Here is a 25,785-nt window from a genome sequence, read left to right on the forward strand (position 1 = left end):
AAGATTATTTTACCACTCGTACTTTTATTATCCAAATGAACCAGCTTGAGATTTTATGCTTTACAGGTTTAAAAACAGAACGAATGTTCTATAATAAAAGATGGAGGGATTTACTATGCCGCTAAAAGACAGAGGGAAAATAAAATGGCAGCCAGCCCACTTCATGCCTGAACACCGGGCTATGCTAAGAAAATTGGAAACTGAACAAATGGCACAAAACAAGCCGCTTATTGATGAATATGAATTGGAGGATTTTGAAAACAAAATTCACTATGCAATGGAATATGCCTTCTTTCTAAAAGTAAAAGTTTGGCGGGAAGGATTTTTCCACGAATACACAGGGAGGGTAAACAGGCTGGACGGCATCTGCAGGAAAATTTATCTGGAATCGGAAGAAGGGTTTCTTGAGAAGGTCATGTTTGATGAAATAGCTTCGGTTGAAGTGAAAGAACAGTGCAGAAAGCCATAATTCAATTTTTGCAGAAAAGTTAAAGCTTTACCATACCCATTATTTGCAATTTTTAGATATAATAGAAAGAAAGCGGTGATCGGAGGTACATATGAGCACGGACTTAGAAAAAGCGATTGTACTTCGCAATCTCGGGAAATACAAAGATTCCAGCCTTCTGCTTGTAAAATTGGCTGAAGAGTATCCTGTAAACCCGGTCATTCATTATCAGTGCGCCTGGAGTTTTGACGTTCTAGGGGAGGAATTGAAAGCTGTTTCTCATTATGAAAAAGCGATCGAACTTGGGCTGCCTGAATCGGATCTGCCAGGCGCCATTTTGGGTCTTGGGAGCACATACCGGACACTTGGGGAATATGAAAAGTCAAAGATAGTGTTCGAGAAAGGAATCTCCCAGTTTCCGTCTAATCGTGCAATCCAGGTGTTTTATTCCATGACGCTCCATAATTTAGGCCAGCATAGCCGGGCAATGGAGATGCTCCTAAAGTGTGTGGCCGAAACTTCTGATGACCCGGAAGTTTTGCAATATAAAAAATCAATTACCTTTTATGCAGACAAACTTGATGAAATATTTGATAAAGATTAGAGAAAAGATATCCAAAAATAATAATCATACTTGATATTAGCAGGAGAAGCCGATGGAAAAAATCACTTTTAATAATATCTATAAACCAGGACACACAATACTGGAAAATGAACTTTTTATTCACAACCATAACCCTGACATGCTTCTGCAGTATGACAGCAATTTTCTTGCTTTTAAAAGAATCCCTTCTGTTCAAGAGTTTGAGGGGGCACATCAATATTTGAGAGATTTTCATCAAAAGTATGGCCAAAAGCATGTAAGATTTTATTTTCCTGATGACGAGGAGCTTTCTGGAGACCTTCTGGCCATCTTTGAGAAAGATGATGATTTTACGGTTGGATATTTAGAGTTATTTGCGATTCATCCAGCTGATTTTCCTGATGTTCAGGAAAAGGAAGAAATTATAGTCGAAAATGTTACGGATAAAACATGGAATGATTACCTGGAATTCCAGCATGAGCAGGATTCGGTTTACGGGATTGATTATGCCGAGAAAAAGAGAGATCAGCATTTAAGGAATTTTAACGATGAAAGTATTAAGCAGTTGATTGCATTTTATAAAGGGAAAGCTGCCGGATCTGTAGATGTGATTATCAAGGAAAGCACTGCTGAAATTGATGGATTGATGGTCCATGAGGATTTTCAGAAAAAGGGCATCGGCAGCCGCCTGCAGAAATCAGTGATGGATCAGTTTAAGGATAAAACCATCGTCCTTGTTGCAGATGGAGAAGATACTCCAAAGGAAATGTACCGCAGGCAAAATTATCAGTATCTTGGAAAGCAGTATAACCTTTTAAAAATATATGAATGAAGAGAAGCCTGGTTCTTTAGTGAGCCAGGTTTTTTTGTGTAAATAGAACATTGTTTCGTTTAGGAAAGTGCATCTAGGATTGATTACGTGGTGTAAAACCGGAACTTTGTCGAAAAACCGCAGGAAAGAATGAATAAAACAGCATACTTAACGTAACAGTGTTATGTTACAATGGTACCATCAGAAAGGAGTTCTGGAATTGAGCGAAGAATTAATTTCAAAAAAAGAAGTCCTGGATCTAACTGGTATTTCTTATGGGCAGCTTTATCGGTGGAAAAGGAAAAGCCTGATACCGGAGGATTGGTTTGTCAGAAAATCAACTTTTACAGGGCAGGAGACATTTTTCCCAAAAGAGAAAATTCTGGAGCGGGTCGAAAAAATACAGAAGATGAAGGATAGCCTTTCGCTGGATGAGCTGGCAGATTTGTTTTCCCTAAATGCTTCAAATCTGAAGCTGACAAAGGAAAGTCTGATTGCTAAAGGAATAGCTTCTGAACCAGTTATGAATATCTTTCTCCAAACACAGGGGGAGCTTAACGAATTCAATTACCATGAGATTTTAAAGCTCTATATTCTTTCCATCCTGCTTGAATCGGGAGATATCCATATCGAAGAAGGGAAAATGCTCCTTCAGTTATTGAACGATCATCGAAGTATCCTGCAGCAGCCAAAAGCTGTGATCTGCTTTATTCGCAAACTCGGCATGTCCAGCTGCCTGATTTCGGCTAACGGGGAACAAGTCCTGCTTGAAAAAGGGACAAAAGTGGCAGCTACTTTATCGATAGAGCATTGTGCAGAGGAATTAAAATCCAAATTGGTATAGGGGGACTTGCTGTGAATATGAAAACACTGGGGAACTTAAAAATTAATGGAATGGGATCATCCAATGGTGGTTTATTTGAAAAGGTTGAATTAAATGGCAAGGGGACGGTAAACAGTGATATAGAATGCGAGAGATTCTATTGTAACGGTACGGGCACTATCCATGGGAACGTAAAAACCGAAAAAGGAAAGATCAGTGGTGCAGCAAAGATCCATGGAGCTGTTAAAGCCGAAACCCTTGTTATCAATGGCTCTGCTGCCATTTCAGAAGCTGTCAGCTGTCAAAAGCTTGAGGTCGCTGGAAAATCCTCTATCGGAGGCTCTGTAAAATGCGATGTAATCGCTGTGAATGGGAAAGTAACTATTGAGGGTGACTGTGAAGCGGAGATTTTCCGTGCTGAAGGGACATTTTCAGTAGATGGTTTACTGAATGCAGAAACGATTGATATTAAGCTTTTTGGAGACAGTAAAGCGAAAGAGATTGGCGGCAGAAAAATTAAGGTGGTACAGCATAGAGAAAGCCTTTTTAAATTAATCAAATCCATCTTTCCCTTGAAGCTGGAGGCGGATTTAATTGAAGGGGATGACATCGAACTCGAAGGCACAGCAGCTCTTGTCGTAAGAGGGAAAAATGTAAAAATCGGCAAAAATTGCGAGATTGGACTTGTGGAATACTCTGGCGATTATGAATGTGCAGCAGATTCGGCAGTTAAAGAACTTCACAGAATCTGATAAAGGAAAGAGGTGAAGGGAAGCAGTTTTGACATTTACTTTCGGATAGTCCCATTTTATTTCCAGATAAAATGCTATATTTTCTGATAAGCCGTTTTTATGACTGGATAACAGAAATTATTTGCGCACATAGCTGAAATGAAAATGTTATCCCAATAACTACTTCGAAAAGCATAGTGTACAAAATAAGAAAAATATAATGTAGAAAAATAAAAAATAATTTTAATAATGTAAGCGCTTTAAAGGGTTGAAGTTTTCAGAAGACTTTGATAAGATTTAAAAAACCGAAAAGGCTATGTGTAACTGGCGAGACGCGGATCACCGCGAGGGAGCACATAGTGTCGAAGCCGTTCGCCTGGGCAGAGGTAAGGGATTCTACCCTTGCCTCTTTCTGTTTTAAAATCTGACAAAGTTAGTTGAAAAGGGGAGAATCCAGTGAGTACCATGACTTTAGACAGAGTGAAGACGATTAAAACACTGAATGCAATTGCGCCAAGCGGTCTTGAGGTGTTTAACAAGGATCAATTTACAATCGATAATGAAAGCGGCAATCCGGATGCGATTGTCCTCCGGAGCTTTAATATGCATGCAATGGAATTGGGCGATCGATTAAAAGCAATTGCCCGTGCAGGCGCGGGTGTGAATAATATCCCGGTTGAGAAATGCACTGAGCAGGGAATTGTTGTTTTTAATACACCTGGTGCCAATGCGAATGCAGTAAAAGAAATGGTGCTTACTTCCTTAATGGCTTCATCCAGAAATCTTTTTGCCGGCATCTCCTGGACCAAAACGCTGAAAGATGAAGGAGACCAGATTCCAAAGCTTGTAGAAGCAGGGAAAAAGCAATTTGTCGGAAAAGAAATTAAGGGGAAAACTCTCGGTGTCATCGGATTGGGGGCAATCGGGGCACTAGTTGCCAATGATGCACTTGAACTTGATATGGATGTCGTAGGCTTTGATCCATTCATTTCTGTTGACACTGCCTGGAACTTGTCCCGCAATGTTCAGCGTGCCATGACCATTGAGCAGGTGTTTGCAGAATCCGACTATATCACTGTACATGTTCCGTTAACCGATGATACAAGGGAAATGTTCAATGAAGATACATTCAGCATGATGAAGAATGGTATTCATATCCTGAATTTCTCACGGGGAGAGCTTGTGAAGGAATCAGATATGGCAGCCGCCCTTGAAAGCGGAAAAGTGGGCAAGTATATTACAGACTTCCCAAATGAAAATATCCTGAAAATGAAAAACGCAGTGGCAATTCCGCACCTTGGCGCGTCAACAAAAGAATCTGAGGAAAACTGCGCTGTCATGGCAGCACGACAGGTAAAGCACTTCCTTGAAACGGGCAATGTCAAAAACTCAGTGAATTTCCCAAATGCTGCACTTCCTTACACAGGCAAGCGGCGTGTCACTGCTTTTCATAAAAACATCCCTAATATGGTCGGCCAAATCACACTAGCCATATCAAGCTACCAGCTGAATATCGCGGACATGGTGAACCGCAGCCGCGGTGAATATGCGTATACCATGATCGATATCGATAATAAAGTCAATGGCGATGTGATCCCTGGACTGCTTGAACAGATTAATCAAATTGAAGGCATTGTTACGTCACGAATAATATAAAAATGCAGCCTCAATTCCAATTGGATTGGGGCTTTTTTTTGGACTGAAATCAAAAAAGGTATATGAGCAGTATAAAATCAGCTATCCTTAGAATAAACTGATAAAAAATTATAATCCCCCGTATCTTTTTGTTCTCTTATTCCGTTATAGAAGCAGAGATGTATTAAAGGAGTGAACAGGTTTATGAAGCAAGGGAAAGTTCAGGCTGAATCAAGGGATTTCTTAAAGCAGAAGGAAAGCTGTATGGCAGATATCTATCCTTCACTTCAGCGTTATAGCCGGTTTCTTGCACATAACAGCTGGGACGGGGACGATATAGCCCATGAGGCAATCATCCGCGCTTATAAAAGCTATTCGCCTGAGAAAATTAATCAGGCACTTTTGAAGAAGATTGTCTATAATTGCTGGATGGACACTCTTCGAAACAGAAAGCGGGAGCAGCTGGAAGAGTCGCCTGAAAGTGAAAAGAAGAATTCCAGCCCCAATGGAGGAGAAGCAATCAGCCATCTCATTAACCGTCTGACATTAAAGCAGGCAGTTATTTTTACACTGAAGGAAGGGTTTCGATACAAAACAAAAGAGATTGCAGATATCCTGCAGACCACTGAAATTGCAGTGAAGTCCTCGCTGAACCGTGCACGGAAGCAGCTTCAGCACCCAGTTGAAGATGAGACTGAGGGTTCTTTCGCAAATGATGAAGAAGAAAAGCTTTTTCATCTGCTGCAGCAATCAGTGGCTTCGGAAGATCCGTCCATCCTGGTAAAAACCATACCATTCCTCCGATCCCTGGAAAGTCATGCCCAGAAGCCTGTACTGCCAGTTCCATCTCCTTCTAATACTCTCTGCATGGCGGCATAGATCCGCAATGAACTGGAGGGATACAGGTGACAGCAATACCATATGTTATTGAGCAGTCAAGCAAGGGAGAACGTTCATATGATATTTACTCACGGCTGTTAAAAGACAGGATTATCATGATTGGTGAAGAAATTAATGATGTCGTTGCCAACAGTGTAATCGCCCAGCTGCTTTTTCTTGCAGCGGAATCTCCTGAAAAGGATATCTCCCTTTATATTAATAGTCCGGGCGGTTCGACAACTGCAGGATTTGCCATCTATGATACGATTCAGTATATAAAGCCTGATGTGAGGACGATTTGCACAGGAATGGCCGCATCATTTGGTGCGATGCTTCTTCTGGCAGGGAAAAAGGGGAAACGCTACAGTCTGCCGAACAGTGAAATCATGATCCATCAGCCGCTTGGCGGTGCTCGCGGCCAGGCAACCGAAATCGAAATATCGGCAAAGCGGATCTTAAAACTGAGGGAGCATATTAATGGAATTATTGCTGAAAGAACTGGCCAGCCTGCAGAAAAAGTCGCTAGGGATACGGACCGCGATTATTTCATGACTGCCGAAGAAGCAAAGGAATACGGGATTATCGATGAGATTATCTATAAAAGCTAGGAAAGAGGAAAAGCAGCCGATGAAGGCTGCTTTTTCCGTTTTATTATTTATCTTCTGAGTAATATTCGTCAATTGCCCGAAGCCAGTTAACGCGTGCAATGTGCCCGGCTTTTTCTCTGTCTTTTTGTTCAAAAGCTTTTAAGATATCTTCATGTTCTTCTATAGAACGTTCTTTCAAAATAATTGTTTTATTGTAGTAAAGCCGCATGACATGTGCCTGAAGCATGGAAGCTGTATTCGAGATATAAGGATTCTGAGCTAGATCTATAATAATATTATGAAACTTCTCATCCTGCTTCAAAGCTGTGAAGGTATCTCCTGCAATTAGAGCTTTAGCAAATTTATGATTAATATCCCTAAGTATATCAATCGTTTCCTGGCTGATAACAGGAGCAGCCAATTCTGCAGCAAGTGCCTGCAATACGCCTAATGGGGGCAGGATTTTACTAATATCTTCAGGATTAACTGAAGTGACCTGCGTTCCAACTCCGGGAAACATTTCGACGAACCCCTGTACATTCAGCAGCTGAAGAGCTTCCCTGATGGGGGTTCGGCTGACGCCTAATGCTTTTGCCAGATCGGCATCATTCAATTTTTCTTTTGGCTGGAGTGTGCCGTCAATGATCCACTCCTGGATTTGGGAGAAGGCGCGATCCTTGGCTGACACTCGGGTAGGTGATGAATAATTGGAGGGTATCGGCATAGCTGTAACCACCTTTTCATTTCATGCAATTTATCTGTGAAATTATAGTTATTTCCAATAGATTATAAATTTAGTATATAGAAGTATCTTGAAAAATTCAATATATCGCATGATTCGACAAAAAGTTTTGTGCGATATATTGCATAAGTATTTTGAATATGTTATCTTGAGTTATGCAATATATTACTAGCGTGCAAAAATAATAATGTTACAGCGCAATAATTTTTCGGAAAATTTGAATTTAACAAAATAAGTAAATCATTTAAGACAGACAGATTAATAGGAGGAATTGAAATGACCAGCAAAATACCATTCTCATATATTGTAACAGTTGGTTTTATGCTCTTTGCCTTATTTTTTGGGGCAGGAAACTTAATTTTCCCTGCGATGCTTGGCCAATCGGCAGGAACGAATGTATGGTCAGCGAACGCTGGCTTCATTATCACAGGTGTAGGTTTGCCTCTTCTTGGTATACTGGCTTTGGGCTTCTCGGGAAAAAGTGATCTGCAATCACTGGCGAGCCGCGTCAATCCATTGTTCGGACTAGCCTTCACAGTGGCCCTGTACTTATCAATTGGACCGCTTTTTGCCATTCCGAGAACAGCTACAGTGTCATACGAAATCGGAATTAAGCCTTATCTATCAGAAGGAAGCGGATCAGTCGGCTTGATCGTATGTTCAGTTATTTTCTTTGGAATTACCGCTTTTTTCTCTTTAAATTCTTCAAAGATTGTTGATATCGTAGGAAAATATTTAACACCGATTCTTCTAATTGTAATCGCAGTTTTAATAGGCGCTGCATTCTTTAATCCAATGGGTGCATTCCAGGCTCCGTCTGAAGCTTATATGAACGGTGCGTTCTTTAAAGGGTTCCAGGAAGGCTATCTGACAATGGATGCATTGGCAGCATTTGTATTCGGTATTATCGTTGTAAATGCTGTGAAGGAAAAAGGCGCAGTAACTAAGAAGGATATCATGGTATCCATTGCGAAGGCAGGTGTGATTGCTTCTGGTCTATTAGCAGTCATTTATACATCGCTTTCCTTTATTGGGGCTTCAAGTGTCAGCGGTCTAGGAGCATTGGATAATGGCGGTGCTGTTCTATCTGGTGCCTCTTCCCATTACTTTGGCTCATTTGGTGCACTGCTATTAAGTGTCATTGTTTTTGGAGCATGTTTGACAACCAGCATCGGTTTAATTACAGCCTGTTCTTCATACTTCAATAAACTGATGCCAAGAGTTTCTTACAAAATGTTCGTGATTGTTTTATCTATATTCAGCGCGGTTTTTGCCAACTTTGGCTTAAGCCAGCTTATCGCCATTTCTGTGCCAGTCTTGGTGGGAATCTATCCATTGGCTATTGCATTGATGGCTCTTACATTCCTGCATCCGATTTTTAAAGGCAAGAAAGAAGTTTACCAGGGCAGCATGCTTTTCACATTTGTGGTAAGTTTGTTTGATGGTTTAAATGCAGCAGGCATTACGTTTGCGCCAATCAATGACCTATTCAGTGCGATCCTTCCTTTATATGATGTTGGGTTAGGCTGGATTGTTCCTGCTATCGCAGGTGGTCTGATCGGTTTGGCTGCTGCTGCCATAAAGAATGACAGCCAATCACATTCTGCTGAAGCCAAAAAAGCAGCATAATCATTGCAACCTCCAGTTTTAAACTGGAGGTTTTTTTATGGACATATATTGACCGATCACGAATATTAATTAGTAAATATGTACTAATAGTTCGTGTTTTTGTTGAATTCCCACAAACTATTTGTTATATTGGCATTGTAATAATACTAATTTCATCACTCGTATATGCTCGGTAATATGGTCTGAGTGTTTCTACCTGGTTCCCATTGAAAGAACCGGACTACGGGTTAAAGTATAAGAATAAGTGCAAGCTTATTGCAGCTGCTTTAACTCTATGGTCTGAAAGGTAGAAATCATTCTGCTTTTACAGGCCTTTTTCTATGATCAGAACTTCGGGTGTATCAGACAACAAGAAAAGGGGAGAACGTACAATGAAAAAGAAATTAGCTTCACTCGCTGCGATTGCAGCACTGTCTGCAGCGATGCTTTCAGGATGCTCGTCGGCAGCAAAATTCGAAACCGAGGCTGAAGGAGCCCAAAAGCCAATTCTTATCCAAGGGCCAATGCCGATCGAGGCCGAAAAGTTTGCTGAACGATTAGATAAAGTTAAAGTTGAAAAATCAGGGAACTTTGTTTTTTATAAAGGAAAGCTGGACAAGTACCCAGTTATCGTTGCTAAAACCGGAAAAGGCATGGAAAATACGGCGGCTGCCACAGCAATCGCCATTGAAAAGTATGATCCAGCAGCCATCATCAATCAGGGGACTTCAGGCGGCCATGATCCAAGCTTGAATGTGTACGATATCGTTTTAGGAGAAAGAACTGTCAATATCGGATCATTGAAGACTGGTCATTTGGAAGAAGGGAAAGGGATTGAGCCAACCAATTGGATCCCGATGGACCTGATGGCTTCTGAGGGAAGTGCCGGTGAAGACCCTGATGCAGAAAAGATTCGTTATTATGAGGGAGATGAAAATCTTCTTGCTGCTGCCAAAGCAGTAAAAGATAAGCACAAGAAGGGCAAAGTAGTCGAGGGGACAATCGGTTCAGCGGATTTATGGAATAACGAAGTTGACCGCATCAAATGGTTCCATGAAAACTACGGAACATCGGTAGAAGAAATGGAAGGCGCCGCAGCAGCGCAGATTGCCGGAGCATACGATGTTCCATTCCTGGGAATTCGTATTCTTTCTAATAACAAAACAAACGGAGGCCAATACGACCCCAACACTGCTGCTGCAAACCAGGATTACGTATATGAAGTCGTAAAACAGTATATTTCAGAGATAAAAGGAAATAAAAATTAAAAAGGCAGTTTTCGTTTGGTTCGTATGCTGTGCCCATTCGGACAGGGCAGGGGAAAATCCTGGTGAACGTGTCCGAATCCGGAGTGCATTCGGACAGGTAAAGGAAGAATCCGAGAGAATTAGTCCGAACTCGGTACACTATCGGACAGGGAGAGTGAGAATCCGAGGGAAAGAGTCCGAACTTGGTACACTTTCGGACAGGATAAGTAAGATTTCGAGAGAAAGAGTCCGAACTCAGGGCACCTTCGGACAGGGTAAGAAAAAATCCGAGGAAATGAGTCCGAAGTCGATGCACCTTCGGACAGAAGAAGCAAGATTTCGAGAAAATGAGTTCGAAGTCGAGGCACTTTCGGACAGGATAAGTAAGAATCCGAGAGAATGAGTCCGAACTCAGGGCACCTTCGGACAGGGTAAGGAAAAATCCGAGGAAATGAGTCCGAAGTCGAGGCACCTTCGGACAGAAGAAGCAAGATTTCGAGAGAATGAGTCCGAACTCAGACTACCTTTGGATAAAAAGAAGCAAGAATCCGAAAAAATGAGTCCAAACACGTTCGCCAGTCAAAATAGGAATAAACACAAACAAAGAGATAACTCAAAAAAGAGTCTTCCAAATTGGGAAGACTCTTTTTTGATATCAATATATAAATTAACCCTATAACCAGTTCTGCGACCATTTTTCTATTTCTTTCATCAGCGGCTCCATGGCCAGGCCTTTTTCTGTCAGGGAATATTCGATTCTTACAGGAGTTTCAGGGTAAACCTCGCGTTTTACGACCCCCTCATTCTCCAGGTCCTTTAACCGGTCTGAAAGAACTTTGCCGCTTATCCCGATTGCGGATTCGATACTGCAGAACCGCTGTGGCCCGTTAAGCAATTGATAAATGATCAATCCTGTCCATCGCTGGCTCAATATGCCAATGGCTTTTTCAAATCTTGGACAAATTAGCGACTTATCCATAAGTATCACTCCTTGTTTCTTATTATAGTCATAAACCGGAAATAATTAAATCACTTTTTATAAAAAAATTACTTGACGTTATCTAATATCAATTATATACTAACTTACATAAAGTAAGCAACTAACATTCAAGGAGGAAAACATGAACAAAAACGAATTAGGCAATTTCATTCTGCGTGTAATTTTAGGATTTATTTTCTTTATTCATGGATTATCTAAATTTCAGGGGGGCATAAGCAATACTGCTGGTTTCTTCGATAGTATCGGTATTCCTGGTTTTATGGCTTATGCCGTTGCCGTAATCGAGCTGGCAGGAGGCATAGCGCTTATTTTGGGAATTGGCACAAAAATTGTTTCTGTACTATTTGCTGTCATTATGCTGGGAGCTATCTTTACTGCCAAGCTGCCTGCGGGCCTGCTGGGGAACGGTCAAATGGCGGGATATGAATTAGATTTAATCTTACTTGCTGCATCGATCTATTTTGTATTAGCAAAGGAATCACCACTGTCTATTGGGAGCAAATTAATACAATCAAAGGCAAACTAAGGGAGGAATTTACATGAACTTTCATCAAAAACCGATAACCTTTGTTGCTCAGGTCAATCTGAAAGTGCAGGATCTGGAACGATCATTGGCATTCTATAAAGAAGTAATAGGATTTAAAGTGTTAACAAAAACAGAAAGAACTGCCCAGCTGACTGCTGATGGAAAAACTGCATTGCTGACCATCGAACAGCCGGAAAATGTCGAACCTGCAATGGGAAGAACAACAGGTTTGTATCATTTCGCGCTGCTTCTCCCAAAGCGTTCTGATTTGGCTAAGATAGTGCGTCACTTCGTTGAAATTGGGCTGCAAGTTGGATCTTCCGACCATCTTGTCAGCGAAGCACTCTATCTGTCAGATCCTGATGGCAATGGGATAGAAATATACACTGACCGTAACCCTTCCGAATGGACATGGAAAAACGGCGAAGTAATGATGACCGTTGATCCCCTGGACTTCCCTGACCTGCTGTCAATTGGTCAGCAGCAGTGCTGGAGAGGCCTGCCCGGCGGTACGGTCATGGGGCATATTCATTTGCATGTGGCAGAACTGGCGAATACCGAAACGTTTTACACAGAGGGGCTGGGATTTGAAGCAGTCTGCCGCTATGGCGCACAGGCACTGTTCATTTCGAGCGGAAAATATCACCACCATATTGGTTTGAATACATGGAATGGAGTGGGAGCTCCGCAGCCTTCAGCGAATAGTGCTGGGCTTCAATCCTTCAAGCTCATTTTTGAAAATGAAGCAGCCATAGATCAGGCAGTAGAAAATTTGAAAAAGATAGGTGCGGCTGCAGCAGTTGAAAATAATGAGGTGATTACAGCAGACCCTTCGGGGAATCGAATTATTTTAGGATTTTAAAATATCATCAGGTGGTGTGAGTCATGGGTTTTTTTAATCAATTATTTGGAAGAAAATCTAAGGAGGAACAAACAATGAGCGAGAAATTAAACATTGGTATTATCTTAGGAAGCACACGTCAGGGGAGAGTTAGCCCTCAGGTCGGTTCATGGGTTAAAGAAATTGCCGATAAACGCGGGGATGCTAATTATGAGATTATAGATATAGCTGATTTCAAATTGCCATTCTTAGGAGAAGCGGATTCACCAGGAATTGCTGCTTGGAATGAGAAGCTTAACAGTCTGGATGGATTCATATTCATTGTTCAAGAATACAACCACAGTATTACAGGGGCATTAAAAAATGCACTTGACCTAGCTCGTGAACCTTGGAACAATAAAGCTGCAGGAATTGTAAGCTATGGCTCAACAGGTGGTGCGAGAGCTGCTGAACATCTGCGCGGAATCATGGGTGAATTAATGATCGCTGATGTGCGCGTGCATCCAACATTGTCTTTATTTACTGATTTTGAAAATGGTACAGTATTTAAACCTCAAGATCTTCATCTCGATAATGTGAACGCAATGATTGACCAAGTAATATCCTGGAGCGGTGCATTAAAAACCATTAGATAGAGTAAAAGCAGAACCCTCGTGGTTCTGCTTTTTTAATCTTATTCTGAATAGCGGTTTTTAGGGAGGATCAAAAGGAAATAACTAAAGTAGCAAACCAAAATGGAAGGAGTGAACTTGATGTGGAATGCTGCATTATGGGGAGGGGTCTCTGGATCAGCTGTCCTTTTAGGCGCATTGGCAGCCATGTTTTTGCCCATCCGGAAAAAAATGATGGGATACATTATGGCATTCGGAACAGGTGTCCTGATTGGTGCTGCCTCATATGAGCTTCTTGGGGAGTCAGTCCATAACGGGGGCTTACTGCCGACAGGCATTGGATTTGTGGCCGGAGCTAGTATCTTTACCCTTTTTGATATTATGATTTCAAACAAGGGGGCTAAGAACCGGAAGAGATCCGGCCATAAAGCAGCAGCCAGCAGCGGAATAGTCCTTTTTACCGGGACCATTATGGATGCCATTCCAGAATCAATCATGATCGGGACAAGCCTGCTTGAAGGAGGTAAGGTGAGTTTTCTATTGGTTACAGCCATTTTTATCAGCAACTTTCCAGAAGGCCTTTCCAGTACCTCGGGAATGAAAAAGAGCGGCTATTCAAAAAAGAAAATCATCCTCCTTTGGAGTTCGGTATTTGTCATTTCGGGAATTGCTTCGACGGCTGGATACATATTTTTGGATGGAGCTTCAAAAGAGGTCCTGTCAGGAATTGCTGGATTTGCAGGTGGCGCGATTATTGCCATGGTTGCATCCACGATGATGCCTGAAGCATTTGAGGACAGCGGTCCGATGACCGGATTTATTGCAGCAATCGGCTTGCTGGCTTCATTGGTGCTTGATCATTTTTCTTGAAATCATTCAGAAAATAACTCCCAAAACATGAATGTTTGGCACTTTATGTGGAAAAGACAAAACAGGGGTGTTATTCATGAAGATTAGAAATATTGTAAGGGAGCAGCAGGAAGATGTGCATATTAAGATAGGGGACTACGAAATGATCATTGAAAAGCGATACAGGGTTGTATCATTTATCAATGATCTGCTCCTGGGTGTTTTATATTTTATCGGAAGCATATTATTTTTAACAGATGCCAGCCAGGCAGTTTCGATATCCTTTTTCCTTGCAGGAAGTATTTTGATGATCATCAGGGCAGGCTTAAATATATTGAAGGACCTTCATATTAATAAGATTACAGGAACAAAGAAAAAGTAAGTCAATTTGAAAATGAATTGCGTTTTGCAGAAGGATGAAACGGCAATACTAGCGACATAGCGAAAACCAGCTAAAAAATAAAAGTTTTTAAAGGAGAATGGCGATGGCTGAAGAAACAGAAAAGGTAAGCAAAGGAAAAAAAGCAGATGTCGGCGATACGATCAGCATCTTAAGCGGTTCCGAAAAAGGGAAAAAAGGCAGAGTAATCGTGGTACGGGATAACTCAGTCATTGTAGAGCTTGGTATTAATCCGAAAAAGGATGAGCCCATAAAAACGGTGATCAGCCATAAGCGCTATAAAGTCGTTAAATAAAGAGGGAGGGTTAAAGGTGAAATCTGAGCCAAAACGAACATCTGCGTCCATACCTCCTGACGTCCGTAAAAAAATTATTCAATCGGACAGGGATGAAAAAGCAAAGCGGCAAACAAAACGGCCGCAGTAAATGATATCCATGACAGCCGAACGTGCTGGCATGGATTTTTCTATTGGCTGAAGGGAGTGGAATGGAAGGTGCTAATTGGACATGTTAAAGAGATTGTCCGCTATCCGGTGAAAAGCTTTCACGGGGAAAGTGTGGTAAAAACAAAGGTTATGGATTATGGACTGTATGGGGATCGCAGCCATGCCTACCTGGATGAATCAAGGCCAGGGAAATATTTAACGATTACTCAGTATCCGGAAATGGTCAGGTATAAAGCAGGGTTTAGGGGAGAGGAAAATGAGAACATATATCCTCCTGTAAGTATTACTACTCCGGTCGGCAGACAGATCCCCTGGGATGATGAAGAATTGTTAAAAGAAATTGAGGACCGTTCTTCCAGAAAAATCACTCCGGTGAAATATAGTCCTGCCCATGTACCTGAAGGAGCAATTGAAGAGGAAAATATTCTATTAGTGACAGACGCGTCCCTGCAAAAAATGAAAGAGATGTGGGGCAAAGAGAAGCTGGACTTCCAGCGGTTTCGCCCGAATTTAGTCATTTCCCTGATAAAGGATGATCCTTTTGCTGAGGATAAATGGTTTGGGAAGATAATGAAAATTGGAAGTGTGGAGATTAAAGTTAAGCGGCATTGCGAACGGTGTATGATTATTACAGTAGATCCAGAGAGCGGGGAGAGGGATACAAGTTTGCATAAAAAGGTTATTAGTGAAAGGGATAATCACTTTGGTGTGTATTCTTCTGTCCTGAAAACGGGTGAGATTTCGTCAGGGGATGAGGTTTACCTTTTTGATAAAGTACATGTAAACTAGAAACAATGAATGTTTCTGGGAGTGAAAATATGTTTCAGGCTATCATTTTATTTATACTGGCTGGTTTAGCCGAAATTGGCGGAGGCTATTTAATTTGGCAATGGATACGCGAAGGAAGGCCTTATTATTGGGGAGTCAGCGGCGGATTTATCCTTGCATTATACGGTGTTATTGCTGCATTCCAGGCCTTCCCGTCTTTTGGAAGAGTGTATGCAGCTTACGGGGGTGTTTTTATCATTCTATCCATTTTATGGGGATGGGGCATAGATAAGAAAGCACCTGACTTTTATGATTGGCTTGGTGCAGGTATATGTCTAATAGGGGCATCTGTGATCTTGTTTGCACCTCGTCACTAATCTAAGGTTTCATGCAAAATAAAGCTTGCCCAGTTCATGAACTGGGCTATTTATTATACACCCTGACTCATTCTCTTCACCTTTTTATGCATCCCTGCAGCAAAAATTAGGACGAAAATACATGTAGAAATCAATGTCCCATGGAAGACCCAAACCATTTTAGCTAATGATAATACTTCCAATAGAAGAGGCGCTGCAACAAATCCAAGCGCAAAGCCCAATGATTTTAAAAGCATTCCTACTCCAAAAATTCTCCCTCTGATATGGTTGTCTGTCTTTTGCAGGATTGTGGCATGCAGAGTAGTGAAACACGCATCAAAAATCCCAGTTAAAAAGGCAAACGGAAGAATGGTCCATAAGCTATTATTGGACAGGAAGGTGATAAATCCTGCAGACATAAGCATGGCTGATACAAAGCATGCAAAATAAAGGCGGTTTTGCCGAAGGTTTTTCAATTTTGGCAGGATCATGGTTGCTAAAACAGATCCAATCCCCCAAACACCCCAGATTAACCCATAGTAAAAACTCTGTTTGCTGCTGTCGATATTTTCCGCCAGCAGCGGAATCCCCAAATTATGCGAAGCACCTGCGAATGCCCCAATAAGGAATACAATATTGACAAGAAGAAGCATCGGTTTCAGCAAAATAAAGGAATAAACTTCTTTCAAATCTCTGCCGATGCTTGCCAGTTTCTCTTTAAAGCCGCTGCTGATCCTTTTATTTACGGCTGATTCCGACGTTTGCCATTTCATTTTTAATAGAACGAGTGCTGAAATGACGTAGGTTGCGGCATCAATGATTAAAGTTACCTGATATCCGAGGAAATCAGTTATGACTCCAGCCCCGATAAAACCAAACACCAGGCTGACTGATGTTAATCGGGAAATTAACGCATTCGTCTCCAGTACTTTATCCTCGCCAAAAATCTGAGGAATTTCAGCGCTGTAGCTAACTGCAAAAAAGCTGGAGGTCAATCCGATAAAGAAGCAAACAATGAGAATCATGATTGGATTTGGAAAAGGGATTAAGCCTAAAATGATGACAGCCCGGAATACATCCGTCCAAATCATAATTTTTCGGCGGTCAAAGCGATCGGCCAGAACCCCTGAGAAAAGACTTGATAAAACGCCGCCAAGTGTCCTGATGGCCATTGTCGCTGCAAGCCAGGCGGAGCTTCCGGTGCCCGCATACATGAGCACATTAATGGCAATCAGGTCCATGAACGTACCCAAATCGGAAAAAGCTTTTACATACAGAAAAATTTTGCGGTTCATGTGTGTCTCCCTAGTTTTCCAAGATGTTTTCTGTTTTATTTTAAAGATTTTGAATTTAATTCGCAATACGAAATTTCAGAATTTAGATTTACCGATTTTGGCCTTCTTCATAAAGGATATTCACATAAGAATGTGGAATAAATGATTGGTAAAACTCCTGGAAGCAAAAGTAAATTTACTGATACAAGCAGCCATTATACAAAGAAGGTAAGAAAATGAACAATGTATTCGGGAACCAAATAATAGGACTTGATTATAAAATACGCAAGGGTGCTTACGCTGTTATATTCAATCCAGAAAATGAAAAAGTATTAACTGTGCAAACTCAGTCTGGCCATTACTTTCTGCCAGGCGGAGGAATAGAAAAAGGTGAAAGTGAGATCGAATGCCTGAAAAGAGAAGTGCTGGAGGAGACCGGCTATGAGATTTCAAATTACTTCTTTATTGGTAATGCAAAGAGCTATTTGCCTCAGACCAAGAAAAGGCCAATGCTAAGTGACGGTTATTTTTATCTGGCTGATCTGGCGGATAAAATAAAAGAGCCGACTGAAGAAGATCATGTAATGAAATGGATTGAAATTCGAAGATTAGCAGAAGTACTTGTTCACGGGCACCACATTTGGGCGGTTCGGGAAGGAATAAGATATAAAAAGCAGGAGGGGGATGATGAATGATTGCCTACTACGGTGAACTCTGCACAAAGATGTATGAAAGTGATAAATCAATGGCAGAGGGTCCAGAGTTGAGCTTTTACCTGTCATATGTAAAAGGCAGGAAAATGAAAGTATTGGAGCCGATGTGCGGAAATGGAAGAATGCTCATACCTTTCATGCAGCATGGCGTCGACACTGATGGTTTTGATATTTCAGAAGACATGCTGAAAGTCTGTAAGGAAAAAGCTAGGAAATTAAACTTAAAGCCAAATGTTTTTCAGGAAAAGATAGAAAAGTTTAATAGTACTAAAAAATACGATTTAATTATGATTCCTTATGGTTCTTTTTCACTTTGCCTGACCCCCTGGTAAATATAAGTCTTCAAAATCTAAAGAACGCCCTAAATGAAGGCGGTAAAATGCTTCTTACCATTGTAGAAAAAGATAATGAAATAGAAGAAGTTGCAGAATGGACAGAAACGAACAGGAAGGAATTAGATGGGCAGACCATTATAGAAAATAGAAAAATAGCTTATGATGATGAAACGAAAATCCTGCTTATCCAGCTGAAGTATGATGCCATTGGAGAGGGAATCGTGGAAAGAACAGAATTGATGGATTTTCCTATACGGCTTTATGATCCAGGTGAATTCAATAGAGTTCTCAAAGATAGCGGGTTTAGGCAAATCGCCGTTCATGAAGTTAGAGATGGGTATGGGGACGGACAATCTTTTCCTGTTTATGAATGTAGGAAATAACAAGCTGCTGAACTATTTATTTGAGTATCAAATGTTAATGCCTGCAAGAAAGGAAAGAAACGGGCTTTAAGGCAGCGAAAGGGGAATGAAGGTGGCTACTCCAATTATAAAAACAGACAGATTAATTTTAAGAAAGATGAAAAGTAGCGATCTGTCTGATTTAATGGAAATTTTTTCTGACTCGGAGGCCATGAGATTTTATCGCTCAACCAAAACGAGAGAGCAGGCAGAAGATTGGATCAGCTGGACCCTGCAGAATTATCGGACGTATGGTGTTGGCCTTTGGATTGCGGAAGAAAAAACATCCGGCAGGTTTTTGGGGCAGTGCGGAATTACCCCCAGGATACAGGAGGCGTCACAGAAATGGAGATTGGCTATTTGTTTGCCAGGCGTGAATGGGGAAAAGGCTATGCGACGGAAGCGGCATTAGCCTTTAAAGAATATGGGTTTAAAAGCTTAAAATATAAAAAGCTGGTTTCCATTATAAATGAGAAAAATCTTGCTTCTATCCGTGTTGCCGAAAAAGCTGGCATGAAAAAGGAAAAAACAATCCTCAGAGCGGGAAATGATGTATGTATATTCCATATCAAACGTTTAGAATTCTAGAAGATGTTTTTATAATGTTCAGTAAACACCTTAAAAAGCCTTTCATCACCACCGCGGTCAGGATGGAGGGCTTTTAGAAGTTTCTTGAATTCTTTGCGGATCAATTGCAAATCCTCATCAGGCTTCAGGCCCAGGAGCTTTGCAGGCTTGATTTCTTCATCAGCGATCATCTTTTGTGCTTGTATCATTTTCTTCAATGATTTAACTTTGGATTCTTCTATTTGGACACGGGTATTCAGGATCTCCATTTGTCCTTTAAGATCTTTAACTTGCAGGAGGATCCCCTCCAGTTTTTGCTGATAAAGCTCTTCTTGTTTTTTGATGATGAAATCAGTGAGATCCTTCGTCTTTATTGTGTAGCTGATTTGCCTCCTCGGACTTCGTTCCGCTTTAATTTTTCCTTCTTCTATCCAGCGCTCAACGTCTGCGCCATTCGCCCTTATTCCAGCTTTATGTAATTGTGCCACAGCATCAGTAATGTTCATCCTTCATGCTCACTCTCTATAAAATCTATTTAGCAGTCAAAAACATCATATCACTGAACACTTTCAGAAAAATAACAAGCAGATGACATAGTATTAAAGTTTATTTACACTGGTAACGCTATCATTTCGAATAACTGAAATTATTAGAAAATGAGGAGGGATCTTGATATAATGTAAAAAAATGGACGTGGAAGGGTAGAGAAAATATGAAGAAAATGTTCAAATTTGCAGTATGGGTCGCTGCTTTTCCGTTTCTTCTGCTATGGACAATCTTTTTTGATTCGAGCGGCAACTCTGCCATGTTTGTGAATGACTTGTTTAATGATAAGAAATAAGTTGAAAAGATCCTATGTTTAATATTGTATGTTAGCTGATCCAATCAGACCTGTATGGGCAGTTGGACTCCCGTACATCCTCATTCGAAATATTTGAGTTTGATGAGGGAGTCGTATGCCCGTTAAACAATCAATTACTTTATAGGACGCTCGAGAGTCAGGATTTCATCCTCCATTGAAGCATATTGCTGCTCCACTACATGCTTTACATCTGAAATCGCAGCATTGTAGAAATGCGGGGCCAATGACACTTTAACAAAATCCAGCACCCTTTCTGCACCGAATTCAGATATTTCCTCATCTCTTTCTTCAGAGAAAAAAATCTGGATATCCTCGATCATCTTTTGCTGCTGCTCTTTTGTCATTTTTAAAAACATGCCATGCATTCCTTTCGGTTTTGGATACCTGTTACTATACAGGGAAATATCATCAAAAGGGAGGCTGTTATTTTTAAAAGAAATATGTACAGCAGGAAAATGGATAACTCCTGCCAGTTACTTATGTGATGATTCATCACCATACACATCAAAGAGAAGGCTGTAATAATCTTTTGCATAAATGTCTTTGTTTGCAGCCTTCTTTTTCGGATAGAGAGAAATAGTGATAGATGACAAGGCAAGAATCGAACTGCATAATAGAACCAGATATAAAATTCCAGAAAGAATGAACATTTAGGATACCTCCTTGAGTTGTTAAAAAAAGCTTAAATTATGAAACGCATTTCAGAGCAAGAAAAAAGCGAAAAAAATTAGGTGGTTTTATGGCGAATATAAAAGACATCGCTAAAAAGGCGGGAGTTTCAGTTACGACCGTTTCCAGAGTGCTGAATAATCATCCTTATGTGAGTGAGGATAAAAGGGAAGCTGTCTTGCGGGCAATGGAGGAATTCAATTATCAGCGGAATATCAATGCTGTTCATTTAAGCAAAGGGGAAACACTTCTTATAGGTGTCGTGGTTCCTTTTACCAATCACCCTTACTTTGGGCTGCTTGTAGAAGGTATTGCAAATGAGGCCATGAAAAACAACTATAAATTAGTTCTTTTTCAAACAAATTACGAGGAAGACAGGGAGATTGAAGCTCTCAAGATGCTGCAGCATAAACAAATCGACTCTTTAATCATCTGTTCAAGAATCTGCGGCTGGGATGTCATCAATCAGTTTACCGATTATGGCCCCATTGTTCTCTGTGAAGATGCGAGAAATCATAATGTGTCCTCTACCTTTATCGACCATTACATGAGTTTCTCTAATGCTTTAGTGTACTTACATAATAAAGGGCATCAGAAAATCGGGTATTGTATTGGAAGGAAGACTGGTGCCAACAGCAGGCAGCGCAGAAAGGCATACACAGATTTTTTAAGCCGAATTGGCGAACCGTATAATGAAGAATATATCTTTTATGAGTGTCTGCATTTTGAGCATGGCGAAGAAGTGGTTCGACGCTTATTAAACATGGATAATCCCCCGACAGCTTTACTGGTAACAAGTGATTTAGCTGCTGCCGGAATTGTAACTTCCTGCAGGGAAAAAGGCATCCATATTCCGGATGACCTGGCAATCATGGGATTTGATAACCAGCCGATTGCCAAAATCATGCACATTACAACACTTGAAATTCCGCTGGTTCAAATAGGAAGGCAGCTGCTTCTTCAAGCAATTGATGGTGAAAAGCACACACATGAGGAGATATCCGTGAAGCTGATCGAACGCCAAACCGTATAGCAGAATGATGGCTGAAGCGGCTGGCCCCAGCCGTTTTTTTATTTATTAGTTTGTTGCATTTTAAAAGATATCAGAGGGCGTCCATTCGGACAGCTGAAAGAGAAGCCTTATGAAGTGAGTCCGAACACGGCTCATCTTCAGACAGGGGAGAAAGAAATCCGAGGGAACGAGTCCGAACAAGGCTCATCTTCGGACAGGAGAAGATGAAATCCGGGAGAGTGAGTCCGAACAAGGCTCATCTTCGGACAGGGGAAGAAGAAATCTGTGGAAGTGAGTCCGAACAAGGCTCATCTTCAGACAGGGGAAGAAGAAATCCGTGGAAGTGAGTCCGAACAAGGCTCATCTTCGGACAGGAGAAGATGAAATCCGGGAGAGTGAGTCCGAACAAGGCTCATCTTTGGACAGGGGAAGAATAAATTCGTGGAAGTGAGTCCGAACAAGGCTCATCTTCGGACAGGGGAGAAAGAAATACGAGGGAACGAGTCCGAACAAGGCTCATCTTCGGACAGGAGAAGATGAAATCCGGGAGAGTGAGTCCGAACAAGGCTCATCTCTTATCAGAAGGCCGGATAAGCTAGCCAAGCAAATCAGAATCCTGAGCCTGCTTTGGGGAATGTCTATTGGTTTTCTATATGATTTCACAATAGGCGGAGGCAGGACTGATTTTTATAAGATAAACGATTTAAATAATTATGAAGTGACAGATGTTCTTTATTATTTATTATTCGCCCCATTCGGCTACTTCTTTTTTTATTTTTATGAAAAAATGAAGATCGGCAAAAGAACATTCATTATATATGTTTTGGCATGGGCGTTATCTGGTGTTGTCTTTCAAGGGGTGTTAACTGCTGCGGGAATCATTACGCTGCAGAAAGGGTATCGGATCGCTCACTCTTTTCCTATCTTTCTGCTGACTCAAACACTGACAGGAGTTTATATCCAGGTGCTCAAATCCAAAGAACAGCTTTCAGCAGCAGAATAGACAAACGATAAGCGGCCACATCAGCATGGCCGCATTTTTCTGTTTTCATGATCATTTTCTGCTTAAAGGTGTATAATATATATTCTGGAGATTCAATCTCAATTAATCTGAAAAGCTATAGGAGCACCAAGATAAGAACATGAAAAAATATAAATTAAAGAATCATTTTAAAGGATTAAAAAAGGGAACGCACTTTTACCTGATTGCTGAATCTGAATTTATTGGCATTAAAGAGTATGTTCTGCGGACAAAAGACTTAACGATCAGGATTTCTGTTAATGAAAGCGAGCTGAACAGGCATTTTACTTTAATGCACAGCTATGCTTCCAAAGAGGATTAATTCTGCCCCTTTATTGTGCTGTGAAATAATAAAAAAGCCCCATTTAGGCGGCCTTAAATTAGTAGTTTCGATGTTTGTCCCCAGCGCATGGCAATTGCTCCCCAGCCGAGACCTGCACCATATCCAGCCAGTACAACCACATCCCCGTCTTTAATTTTGCCTTCCTTTACCTCTTCATGAAGACCAATAGCTATCGTAGGTGCAGAAGAGTTTCCGTAATATTGTATGGTTTTGGTATGAACTTTTTCCATGGGAAAGCCTAGGCGTGCTGTACCTGCTTCAATGATCCGCAAGTTGGATTGGTGAGGGATGATGAAATCGACTTCCTGCAAGCTCAGGCCAGATAGTTCCAAAACTTTATGTACCGCTTGGGGAAATCTGTCTACTGCAAATTCGAAAACGGCTCTTCCGTCCATTTTGATGTGCTTGTTTTCATCAAGATGAAGATATTTTCCCCCGCTTCCATCCATTTGCATATGGATGCCGAGAATACCATTGCTTTTATCCACCTGACCTAATACAACAGCAGCAGCGCCATCTGAAAACAGCAGCGCCGTCTTTTTATCCATCGGATTCAAGAGGGAGGAGCATTTGTCGACAGCAATGACTAATACGTTTTTATACAATCCTGTCTGAACAAACTGGGCCCCGGTTGCCAGGGCTGTGATAAAGCTGGAACAGCCTGAATGAAGGTCCAGCCCAGCACAATGTGCAGCACCGATTCTGTCCTGAACCAGCGCAGCGGTAATGTGGGTGTCATGCGTGTTTGTTCCAATAATGACCATGTCAATATCCATCGGGTTGACCCCTGCGTCTTCTATCGCACGTTTTCCAGCAATTTCGCACATATCTGTAAGTGATGAGTCGGGAGATTCGTAGCGTCTTTCCAGTATGCCCGTTTTTCTGCATATTTCTTCTTGTGTAATACCGAAACGTCTGGCAATCATCTCATTTGTTATAATATTTTCTGGAATGTTTACACCGATTCCTAAAACACCTGCACTGAACAAAGCAATGACCTCCTGAAATGAGTTAATTTTTACCATTACATTTTATCACATAATTGGACAAATTTTGCAGTATTGAGAGTTTTATAATTTCGTAAAAAAAATACTCAGAGCATTTCGCCCTGAGCAATCTTCATTTCATTAGTGCTTTTACCAAATGTCACCGCGCTCTTTTTTTAGAGCCTTCATTTTTTCAACCCATTCATCGACTCTCTGCTTGATTTCATCACTTTCCGCCTCAGCTGTATTTCGGTTTTTTTCATAGAGTTCTAAATAGAGGTCCTTCATTTGCTCGCTTCGTTCATAGCCCCAATCACGAAGTTCTGATCGCTGCTCATCAGTGATCCAGCCATTGTCTCCCATGACTGTAACAGCATCAAGGATTCGATGTGCTTCACGCCTGCCGATTGTAAATAATTGGCTGGGATAAACTTCTCCCAGTTCATACTCATCCATCATTTCCCATGGGCTTGGCGACAATGTAAATGCCCAGGCCAGGTCGCCAGCAGAAGGAAGCCACTCGTATTGGATCGTGTTTTTCAATTCATCCGGGTTATCCGCTTTTAAATATTCCCCATTGCCGGCTTCGGCTACTGCTCTTAATTGGTTCTCGGCTTTCCCATCTACATCAAACCCAATGATATTCACAGTATTGCTGCTGTTGTTTTTCACAAGGTTTTTACTGGCCAGGACGGGGTCGCCATCACATGTTTCGGCACCGTCACTGACAATGTAGATCGTTGTGGACCCATCATAACCGCTGCTCATTTCTGCAGCCTTTTGAATGGCACCGGCAAGCGGTGTCCAGCCTTTGCTTTCAAATGAATCCACCGCTTCGTGGAACTCCTTCTTGGAATATTTCCCCATTGGGTAGACTTCCTCTACTCCTGAGCAGGAAATTTCCTTATCAGCGTCCGTTTCAGAGCCTTTATGGCCATATACAACTAGGGAAACTTCGCTGCTTTGGCCAATTGTCTGGGCGAAACTCTTTACGGCACTTTTAGCAATATCCATTTTCATTTTGCCGCCTGCCTGCAGCAGCATGCTTGAACTGGCATCAAGAAGAATAATGGCCTGTTCTGATGCCTTTTTTTCTTCCCCAGGTTCTGATTTAGCGGGATCCGGCAGGTAAGGCTCTTCAAAATCCGGTTTGTAGGAATTGGACTTTTCAATGATGTTTTTATAATTCGGACTCGCCAGCAGGGAAAGAAGCCCTTTTTTTATCGAGTCTGTATCTTTGGCTTCTTTCGTAAGCTCTTCTAGTTTGGGGGTCATCTTGCTTATAAGCTCAGGATCAGTTTCAGGTACATTGAATTCAATGGCCTCAATGTCCTTTTCGTATGTGAGCCCTTCCATTAGTGTTCCAGGGGCCAGTTTCAGCAGGCTTTCTTCAGAAATCTCTAAATTAATATTCTCAGACTCTGCTAAAATGCTTTCCTGCTTTTTTTCTTTCTTGTCTTCTTGTGTCTGTTCTCCTTTACCTGATGAATCAGCTGCCGCTTTCTCTTTGTCATTGCTGCATGCTGAAAGAATCAATGCGGCAAACAGCAGCCATAAAGCATAACGTTTCACAGAAATTCTCCTCTTTGTTTAAGTTTTACTAATAATAGAGTTTAACATGGATAAAGCTGGGTTTGAAGTAATTTCCATATGATAGGATTTTTTTACAGCAATTTGGTATAGTTGAAGAAAGATATAGCAGAGGAGGCAAT

General features: G+C 41.3%; 32 protein-coding genes, 1 pseudogene and 2 riboswitches. Of the genes and pseudogenes, 25 read left to right on the top strand and 8 right to left on the bottom strand.

Annotation, left to right across the window (positions count from 1 at the left end):
• The first annotated feature begins 115 nt into the window (after positions 1-115).
• From QUF73_01070 to clpP, 8 genes are all read left to right on the top strand, one after another.
• Positions 116-469, top strand: a complete 354-nt coding sequence (locus tag QUF73_01070) for a YolD-like family protein (GenBank protein ID MDM5224793.1) — start codon at positions 116-118, stop codon at positions 467-469.
• 91 nt (positions 470-560) lie between these two features.
• The gene (locus tag QUF73_01075; protein ID MDM5224794.1) at positions 561-1,052 is read left to right on the top strand and encodes a tetratricopeptide repeat protein; all 492 of its coding nucleotides are present in this window, start codon (positions 561-563) and stop codon (positions 1,050-1,052) included.
• Between the two features lie 52 nt (positions 1,053-1,104).
• Positions 1,105-1,863 (top strand): GNAT family N-acetyltransferase, encoded by a 759-nt coding sequence (locus QUF73_01080; protein ID MDM5224795.1) that lies wholly within the window; start codon positions 1,105-1,107, stop codon positions 1,861-1,863.
• A gap of 199 nt (positions 1,864-2,062) precedes the next feature.
• On the top strand, positions 2,063-2,686 hold the full coding sequence (locus QUF73_01085; protein ID MDM5224796.1) for a YhbD family protein: 624 nt from the start codon (positions 2,063-2,065) through the stop codon (positions 2,684-2,686).
• 17 nt (positions 2,687-2,703) lie between these two features.
• Positions 2,704-3,417, top strand: coding sequence for a polymer-forming cytoskeletal protein (locus QUF73_01090; protein MDM5224797.1), 714 nt, complete (start codon positions 2,704-2,706; stop codon positions 3,415-3,417).
• A gap of 289 nt (positions 3,418-3,706) precedes the next feature.
• Positions 3,707-3,785, top strand: a riboswitch (ZMP/ZTP riboswitch).
• 67 nt (positions 3,786-3,852) lie between these two features.
• Positions 3,853-5,052 carry a phosphoglycerate dehydrogenase gene (locus QUF73_01095; protein ID MDM5224798.1) on the top strand — a complete coding sequence of 400 codons (1,200 nt, stop codon included), beginning with the start codon at positions 3,853-3,855 and terminating at the stop codon, positions 5,050-5,052.
• Between the two features lie 183 nt (positions 5,053-5,235).
• Positions 5,236-5,910 carry a sigma-70 family RNA polymerase sigma factor gene (locus QUF73_01100; protein ID MDM5224799.1) on the top strand — a complete coding sequence of 225 codons (675 nt, stop codon included), beginning with the start codon at positions 5,236-5,238 and terminating at the stop codon, positions 5,908-5,910.
• Positions 5,911-5,936: 26 nt separating this feature from the next.
• Complete coding sequence (gene clpP, locus QUF73_01105; protein ID MDM5224800.1) at positions 5,937-6,518, top strand: ATP-dependent Clp endopeptidase proteolytic subunit ClpP; 582 nt, start codon at positions 5,937-5,939, stop codon at positions 6,516-6,518.
• Between the two features lie 43 nt (positions 6,519-6,561).
• Here clpP and QUF73_01110 read toward each other — a convergent pair whose 3' ends face one another.
• Positions 6,562-7,221 (bottom strand): GntR family transcriptional regulator, encoded by a 660-nt coding sequence (locus tag QUF73_01110; GenBank protein MDM5224801.1) that lies wholly within the window; start codon positions 7,219-7,221, stop codon positions 6,562-6,564.
• A 294-nt stretch (positions 7,222-7,515) separates the two neighbouring features.
• On the opposite strand from QUF73_01110, the gene brnQ reads away from it, so the two are divergent.
• Both brnQ and QUF73_01120 read left to right on the top strand, forming a co-directional pair.
• A complete protein-coding gene (gene brnQ, locus QUF73_01115) occupies positions 7,516-8,868 on the top strand; it encodes a branched-chain amino acid transport system II carrier protein (GenBank protein MDM5224802.1) in 1,353 nt (450 codons plus the stop codon).
• Between the two features lie 139 nt (positions 8,869-9,007).
• Positions 9,008-9,111, top strand: a riboswitch (purine riboswitch).
• A gap of 128 nt (positions 9,112-9,239) precedes the next feature.
• A complete protein-coding gene (locus tag QUF73_01120; GenBank protein ID MDM5224803.1) occupies positions 9,240-10,115 on the top strand; it encodes a 5'-methylthioadenosine/S-adenosylhomocysteine nucleosidase in 876 nt (291 codons plus the stop codon).
• Between the two features lie 652 nt (positions 10,116-10,767).
• Here QUF73_01120 and QUF73_01125 read toward each other — a convergent pair.
• Positions 10,768-11,073 carry a helix-turn-helix domain-containing protein gene (locus QUF73_01125; GenBank protein MDM5224804.1) on the bottom strand — a complete coding sequence of 102 codons (306 nt, stop codon included), beginning with the start codon at positions 11,071-11,073 and terminating at the stop codon, positions 10,768-10,770.
• 142 nt (positions 11,074-11,215) lie between these two features.
• Here QUF73_01125 and QUF73_01130 point away from each other — a divergent pair, with 142 nt between their 5' ends.
• From QUF73_01130 to QUF73_01165, 8 genes are all read left to right on the top strand, one after another.
• Positions 11,216-11,620, top strand: a complete 405-nt coding sequence (locus QUF73_01130) for a DoxX family protein (GenBank protein ID MDM5224805.1) — start codon at positions 11,216-11,218, stop codon at positions 11,618-11,620.
• 13 nt (positions 11,621-11,633) lie between these two features.
• Positions 11,634-12,482 carry a VOC family protein gene (locus QUF73_01135; protein MDM5224806.1) on the top strand — a complete coding sequence of 283 codons (849 nt, stop codon included), beginning with the start codon at positions 11,634-11,636 and terminating at the stop codon, positions 12,480-12,482.
• A gap of 23 nt (positions 12,483-12,505) precedes the next feature.
• Complete coding sequence (locus QUF73_01140) at positions 12,506-13,096, top strand: NADPH-dependent FMN reductase (GenBank protein MDM5224807.1); 591 nt, start codon at positions 12,506-12,508, stop codon at positions 13,094-13,096.
• 117 nt (positions 13,097-13,213) lie between these two features.
• Positions 13,214-13,942 carry a ZIP family metal transporter gene (locus QUF73_01145; GenBank protein ID MDM5224808.1) on the top strand — a complete coding sequence of 243 codons (729 nt, stop codon included), beginning with the start codon at positions 13,214-13,216 and terminating at the stop codon, positions 13,940-13,942.
• 76 nt (positions 13,943-14,018) lie between these two features.
• Complete coding sequence (locus QUF73_01150; GenBank protein MDM5224809.1) at positions 14,019-14,303, top strand: YrhK family protein; 285 nt, start codon at positions 14,019-14,021, stop codon at positions 14,301-14,303.
• A 103-nt stretch (positions 14,304-14,406) separates the two neighbouring features.
• Positions 14,407-14,616 (top strand): DUF2187 family protein, encoded by a 210-nt coding sequence (locus QUF73_01155; protein MDM5224810.1) that lies wholly within the window; start codon positions 14,407-14,409, stop codon positions 14,614-14,616.
• Between the two features lie 198 nt (positions 14,617-14,814).
• Complete coding sequence (locus tag QUF73_01160) at positions 14,815-15,555, top strand: MOSC domain-containing protein (GenBank protein ID MDM5224811.1); 741 nt, start codon at positions 14,815-14,817, stop codon at positions 15,553-15,555.
• A gap of 29 nt (positions 15,556-15,584) precedes the next feature.
• Complete coding sequence (locus tag QUF73_01165) at positions 15,585-15,911, top strand: YnfA family protein (GenBank protein MDM5224812.1); 327 nt, start codon at positions 15,585-15,587, stop codon at positions 15,909-15,911.
• A gap of 53 nt (positions 15,912-15,964) precedes the next feature.
• On the opposite strand, the gene QUF73_01170 is transcribed toward QUF73_01165, so the two are convergent.
• Positions 15,965-17,185 (bottom strand): MFS transporter, encoded by a 1,221-nt coding sequence (locus QUF73_01170; protein ID MDM5224813.1) that lies wholly within the window; start codon positions 17,183-17,185, stop codon positions 15,965-15,967.
• Positions 17,186-17,400: 215 nt separating this feature from the next.
• Here QUF73_01170 and QUF73_01175 point away from each other — a divergent pair, with 215 nt between their 5' ends.
• From QUF73_01175 to QUF73_01185, 3 genes and pseudogenes are all read left to right on the top strand, one after another.
• Positions 17,401-17,859 carry an NUDIX domain-containing protein gene (locus tag QUF73_01175; protein MDM5224814.1) on the top strand — a complete coding sequence of 153 codons (459 nt, stop codon included), beginning with the start codon at positions 17,401-17,403 and terminating at the stop codon, positions 17,857-17,859.
• Positions 17,856-18,595: pseudogene (locus QUF73_01180) on the top strand (class I SAM-dependent methyltransferase). Before QUF73_01175 ends, QUF73_01180 begins: the two are co-directional and overlap by 4 nt.
• A gap of 234 nt (positions 18,596-18,829) precedes the next feature.
• Complete coding sequence (locus tag QUF73_01185) at positions 18,830-19,201, top strand: GNAT family N-acetyltransferase (protein ID MDM5224815.1); 372 nt, start codon at positions 18,830-18,832, stop codon at positions 19,199-19,201.
• Here the strand turns inward: QUF73_01185 and QUF73_01190 are convergent.
• Complete coding sequence (locus QUF73_01190; protein MDM5224816.1) at positions 19,198-19,686, bottom strand: J domain-containing protein; 489 nt, start codon at positions 19,684-19,686, stop codon at positions 19,198-19,200. The two genes, QUF73_01185 and QUF73_01190, sit on opposite strands and share 4 nt — an antisense overlap.
• 206 nt (positions 19,687-19,892) lie before the next feature.
• On the opposite strand from QUF73_01190, the gene QUF73_01195 reads away from it, so the two are divergent.
• On the top strand, positions 19,893-20,021 hold the full coding sequence (locus QUF73_01195) for a hypothetical protein (GenBank protein MDM5224817.1): 129 nt from the start codon (positions 19,893-19,895) through the stop codon (positions 20,019-20,021).
• Positions 20,022-20,155: 134 nt separating this feature from the next.
• On the opposite strand, the gene QUF73_01200 is transcribed toward QUF73_01195, so the two are convergent.
• Together QUF73_01200 and QUF73_01205 are read right to left on the bottom strand one after the other, a co-directional pair.
• Positions 20,156-20,398, bottom strand: a complete 243-nt coding sequence (locus tag QUF73_01200) for a DUF2164 domain-containing protein (protein MDM5224818.1) — start codon at positions 20,396-20,398, stop codon at positions 20,156-20,158.
• Between the two features lie 117 nt (positions 20,399-20,515).
• Entirely contained in the window at positions 20,516-20,692 is a 177-nt protein-coding gene (locus QUF73_01205) for a hypothetical protein (GenBank protein MDM5224819.1), read from the bottom strand.
• A gap of 89 nt (positions 20,693-20,781) precedes the next feature.
• On the opposite strand from QUF73_01205, the gene QUF73_01210 reads away from it, so the two are divergent.
• The 3 genes from QUF73_01210 to QUF73_01220 all read left to right on the top strand — a co-directional run bounded on the left by QUF73_01210 (position 20,782) and on the right by QUF73_01220 (position 23,066).
• Positions 20,782-21,744 (top strand): LacI family DNA-binding transcriptional regulator, encoded by a 963-nt coding sequence (locus QUF73_01210; GenBank protein MDM5224820.1) that lies wholly within the window; start codon positions 20,782-20,784, stop codon positions 21,742-21,744.
• Positions 21,745-22,357: 613 nt separating this feature from the next.
• Positions 22,358-22,726: a hypothetical protein gene (locus QUF73_01215; protein MDM5224821.1), complete on the top strand. Its 369-nt coding sequence runs from the start codon at positions 22,358-22,360 to the stop codon at positions 22,724-22,726.
• 139 nt (positions 22,727-22,865) lie between these two features.
• Positions 22,866-23,066: a hypothetical protein gene (locus QUF73_01220; protein ID MDM5224822.1), complete on the top strand. Its 201-nt coding sequence runs from the start codon at positions 22,866-22,868 to the stop codon at positions 23,064-23,066.
• Positions 23,067-23,119: 53 nt separating this feature from the next.
• Here QUF73_01220 and QUF73_01225 read toward each other — a convergent pair whose 3' ends face one another.
• Positions 23,120-24,076 (bottom strand): beta-ketoacyl-ACP synthase 3, encoded by a 957-nt coding sequence (locus QUF73_01225; GenBank protein ID MDM5224823.1) that lies wholly within the window; start codon positions 24,074-24,076, stop codon positions 23,120-23,122.
• A 147-nt stretch (positions 24,077-24,223) separates the two neighbouring features.
• Positions 24,224-25,645, bottom strand: a complete 1,422-nt coding sequence (locus tag QUF73_01230) for a VWA domain-containing protein (protein MDM5224824.1) — start codon at positions 25,643-25,645, stop codon at positions 24,224-24,226.
• Positions 25,646-25,785 lie beyond the last annotated feature (140 nt).

It is taken from the genome of Cytobacillus sp. NJ13, assembly GCA_030348385.1.
In the GTDB taxonomy this organism is placed as follows: Bacteria; Bacillota; Bacilli; order Bacillales; family Cytobacillaceae; genus Cytobacillus.